Raw genomic sequence first — 4,832 nt, forward strand, 5'->3', positions numbered from 1 at the left:
AACATTAGAGCCTTTAGCTTCTGCAGATGCCGTTTTAAGTCAAGAAGAAAAAGAAGCCGGTGTGGCTTTGATCGATATAGGTGGCGGTACAACCGATTTAGCCATTTTTAAAGATGGAATTATTCGTCATACAGCAGTAATTCCTTTTGGAGGAAATATCATTACTGAAGACATAAAGGAGGGTTGTTCAATTATTGAAAAACAGGCCGAATTACTAAAAGTAAAATTTGGATCAGCTTGGCCCGGAGAAAATAGAGACAATGAAATTGTTTCTATCCCCGGATTGAGAGGTCGTGAACCAAAAGAGATTTCGCTTAAAAACCTTTCTAAAATAATCAATGCTCGTGTGGTTGAGATTATTGAGCAGGTGTTTGCCGAAATTAAAGCCTATGGTCACGAAGATCCACGACGCAAATTAATTGCCGGAATTGTTTTAACAGGCGGTGGTGCTCAGTTAAAGCACATCAAGCAATTGGTGGAATATATTACCGGTATGGATACGCGTATTGGTTATCCAAACGAACATTTGGCTGGAAATTCAAGCGAAGAAATATCTAGTCCGTTATACGCCACTGCCGTTGGATTAGTAATGAACAGTATAGCTAATAACTCGCAAAGTGCAGTAAAAGTTAGTGAATTACCAGCGGAAAAAGTAGAAGCAAAAGTTCAGGAACCTGCAATTCAAGCCCCGATTGTCGAAGTTCCAAAAGCGGAAGAAGCTCCTGAAACTACCGAAGGAAAAATTAAAAGATCTTTTTTAGATCGTTATGTTGAAAAAATTAAAGAATTTTTAGATAATGCAGAGTAGCCTACGCTCTGAATTAGCTCGTATTAGTAAAATGCAAAACCAAGTATTATGATAAGCAACTCAGATTTTGGAAGTATTGCGTTTGATTTACCGAAAAATCAATCAAATGTAATAAAAGTTATTGGTGTAGGTGGTGGTGGTAGTAATGCCATTAACCATATGTTTAAACAGGGGATTAAGGGAGTAGACTTCGTGGTTTGTAATACCGACTCACAGGCACTTCAAAACAGTCCGGTTCCTATTAAAATTCAATTGGGAGTCAACTTGACTGAAGGTCTTGGTGCCGGAGCAAATCCGGAAGTAGGACAACAATCTGCGATGGAAAGCATGGATGATATTGAAAAAATGTTAGACAGCAATACCAAAATGATTTTTATTACTGCTGGAATGGGCGGTGGTACCGGTACAGGTGCAGCTCCCGTGATTGCGCAAATGGCAAGAGAGAAAGACATTCTTACCGTTGGAATCGTAACTATTCCTTTTCAATTTGAAGGAAAAGTCCGTTCAGAACAAGCAATGTCGGGTGTGGAACGATTGAGAAAACAAGTGGATTCTTTAATTGTTATCAACAACAATAAATTAAGAGAAGTATATGGCAATCTGGGTTTTAAAGCCGGGTTTTCAAAAGCTGATGAAGTTTTAGCTACTGCGTCCAGAGGAATTGCAGAAGTTATTACGCATCACTATACTCAAAATATCGATTTAAAAGATGCGAAGACCGTATTGTCTAATAGCGGAACAGCTATTATGGGATCGTCTAAAGCAGAAGGAGAGAATAGAGCCAAAGAAGCAATTATCGGAGCTTTGGATTCTCCATTGTTGAATGACAATAAAATTGCAGGTGCTAAAAACGTATTGTTGCTTATCGTTTCGGGCTCTTCTGAAATTACTATTGATGAGATTGGAGAAATTAACGACCATATCCAAGCAGAAGCTGGATACAATGCCAATATTATTATGGGTGTTGGTGAAGATGAAACACTTGGTGACTCTATCGCTGTAACAATTATAGCTACGGGGTTTAATGTTGAACAACAAAAAGAAATTGTCAACGCAGAGCCAAAGAAAATAATTCATTCGTTAGACGATAACCAAACGGCTACAATGGACTTGTCAAACAAATCCATGGGGCCAATAGTTGATTTCGCCTTAGAAAAGGAAACTAGTAAAGCGGAAGAGAAAATTGTGTTTGAATTGGTAGACGAAATGACAGTTACACAGCCTACTGTTGTTTCCGACTTGATTCAGACTACAGCAGCCATTAAAAATATAGACACAGTTTTTGAAATTGTTTCACCGCTTTCAGAAAACCACCTTTTTTCCACCACACCAGAAATTAGAGAAATTATTGTGAAGGATCCGGAATTTGTAATTGTTGAAAAAGAACAAATTTCATTCAGTTTTGACTTGCTTACAGTTGCTGCTGAAGTTCCAACGCAACAAAACACCATCCTTTTTGACCTCAATCCTACCGCTACTAATGAAATTAAGGTACACGAACCTGTACAAGTGATTCCGATGACCGAATTAAATGAATCGGGAGTTATTCGTTATTCTTTGGAGGAATACATGGAAGTGGAACAAGAATTAATCAGTTCAAAACCTGCAGTTCATGTGGTTGAAGAACCCCTTAATGAAGAATTAAACATTACAATGAAGCAAGTGGAACCTATGCAGAATAAATTTTCTGACAATCACGAACCTATCAACCCTTTGGAAATGAGTATCGATGAGTCATTGAAACTCCGAGCAGATGAAAGAAGAAAAAAATTAAAAGAGTTTAATTATAAATTTCACAGCAATTCTTCTCGATTAGAGGAGCTTGAAAAAGAACCGGCTTACAAAAGAATGGGATTGGATTTGCAAAATCCGTCAGCAACCAATAATCAGTCTAGAATGTCATTAGGAACAGATAGCAACGACGATATTCAGTTGCGATCAAACAATTCGTTTCTGCATGATAATGTAGATTAATTCACTCTAACAACCTTTATCTCACCCGAAAATTATAGTTAATTTTCGGGTTATTTTTTTTACCTTCGCATCAGATTTTACAAAAGGAATTTTAAGAGTTTAGGGAAGTGTTTTAATTGAAGTCTATCACTAGTTAATTAAATTTTACCATGAGTTTACAAGTTCAAATCAATGAGGAGATCAAAAATGCGATGCGTGCGAAGGATACTTTAGCATTGGAGTCATTACGAGCCGTTAAGTCAGCTATTTTACTAGCATTGACCGAAGGTGGTGCTAAGGATGAATTAGCTCAGGAAGATGAGATAAAGTTGTTACAACGTTTGGTGAAACAACGAAAAGATAGTGCGGCGATTTATGTGCAACAAAACCGTCCCGATTTGGCTGAACCGGAGCTACAACAAGCAGAAATTATTGAAAAATTTCTTCCTAAACAACTATCAGAAGCAGAAGTAGAAGCTGCTGTATCCCAATTAATTGCAGACAACGGATTTGCAGGAATGGCTTCGATGGGTCAATTAATGGGAATGGCTTCTAAACAATTAGCGGGAAGTGCTGATGGTAAAACAATTGCTACAATTGTAAAAAAACTTTTAGCATAAGAGAATTTATTGTAGATTCGCACTCCTGAATAAAAACATTGGCCTCGTAGTTCAACTGAATAGAATATCAGATTTCGGCTCTGAGGGTTACAGGTTTGAATCCTGTCGAGGTCACGAATAAATACTAGAATAAGAAAAAACGCCAAGCTTGCTTGAGCGTTTTTTTGTTTTTAGTATTTTCAAAGCGGAGCTTTGAGGGATCACCGGAGGTAATCCTGTCCAAGCTTGCTTGAGAATTTTATTTCTCTCGTTAGTTTTTCAATCCCTAAACTTCGCGATTAATTTGAAGTTTATTTTGAAGGTAAATTCATTGAAATCATGAGTCATCTTGCTTCTTTGTCGGAGTTAAATCAATGTTATATTTGGAAAGATTTGAATGCTACTTTTCAATTCTGTTTTAAATCAGTATATTTCCATTCTATAACTCAAAATTCTACTATGGCAGTTATATTTATTATTATTTTTTTCCTTTTAGCACTAATAATAGCACTTTTTTCGGCAATTGTTTTGAATACGATTGAACATTATTATCTGATGATTTTCAATAGGCCAATTTATGTTCATTTTTATATTTCACAAAATCAATTGTCTGATTCGCAGCGACTATTATTGGCAAATAGAATAGAATTTTATGTTGCACTTTCCGAGCAAAGAAAAAAATATTTCGAGCATCGCGTGGCTACTTTTATCGGTAGTTATCAATTTATTCCAAAAGAAGATTTAGTTGTATCCGATGAAATGAAAGTAATGATTGCTGCAACAGCCGTTAAATTAACATTTGGAATGCGAAAATACATCATTGATGTTTTTGATAAAATTATCATCTATCCTGAGTCGTATTATTCAACAGTAAACGATGCATGGCATAAAGGGGAATTTAATCCGAGAATGAAAGCAATTGTTTTTTCATGGAAAGATTTTTTAGAAGGCTATGACTACTCAAATGACAATTTGAATTTAGGGTTGCATGAGTTTGCTCACGCAATTCATCTGCATGGGTTAAAGAATTCCGATGTAAGTTCGCTTCAATTTGCTAAAATGTACGTGCAAATTAGAGATTATATTGAAAATCCCGAAGTTGCTGCAAAATTGATTGCTTCAGATTACTTTAGAATATATGCCTATACCAATCATTTTGAATTTATAGCCGTTATTTTAGAGCATTTCTTTGAAACGCCACTTCAATTTCAAGCGGAACATCCGGAGCTTTTTGAAAAAGTAAGAAAAATGATTAACTTTTAATCTGCACTTAATATACAAAAATTTTAATAAAAAGATGCTGATTTTAGTCATTTAAACACACTAAAAATTGGTGCAACTTTGCTGAATAATCAAATTCTCTTTGTCATGAAACAAAAGGTGCCCGTGTCAACAATAATGACCAAGAATGTAATTAAGTTGAATCTTACAGATGATTTAACCAAGGCAGAAATGTTATTCAAAAAACATCA

4 protein-coding genes and 1 tRNA gene are annotated in these 4,832 nt (G+C 35.8%); all 5 read left to right on the forward strand.

Annotated features, from left to right (window positions below):
- Nucleotides 1-808 (forward strand): cell division protein FtsA (ftsA, locus tag ACIQ2S_RS11380; RefSeq protein WP_396176072.1); only part of this gene is annotated, 808 nt, incomplete at its 5' end.
- A gap of 48 nt (nt 809-856) precedes the next feature.
- Nucleotides 857-2,782 (forward strand): cell division protein FtsZ, encoded by a 1,926-nt coding sequence (gene ftsZ / locus ACIQ2S_RS11385; protein WP_396176074.1) that lies wholly within the window; start codon nt 857-859, stop codon nt 2,780-2,782.
- A gap of 149 nt (nt 2,783-2,931) precedes the next feature.
- Nucleotides 2,932-3,381: a GatB/YqeY domain-containing protein gene (locus ACIQ2S_RS11390; protein ID WP_396176076.1), complete on the forward strand. Its 450-nt coding sequence runs from the start codon at nt 2,932-2,934 to the stop codon at nt 3,379-3,381.
- 40 nt (nt 3,382-3,421) lie between these two features.
- Nucleotides 3,422-3,495 (forward strand) — tRNA-Arg (locus ACIQ2S_RS11395).
- Nucleotides 3,496-3,819: 324 nt separating this feature from the next.
- A complete protein-coding gene (locus tag ACIQ2S_RS11400) occupies nt 3,820-4,623 on the forward strand; it encodes a zinc-dependent peptidase (RefSeq protein WP_396176078.1) in 804 nt (267 codons plus the stop codon).
- Nucleotides 4,624-4,832: the final 209 nt, after the last annotated feature.

The organism is Flavobacterium sp. (genome assembly GCF_044371705.1).
Taxonomy (GTDB): domain Bacteria; phylum Bacteroidota; class Bacteroidia; order Flavobacteriales; family Flavobacteriaceae; genus Flavobacterium.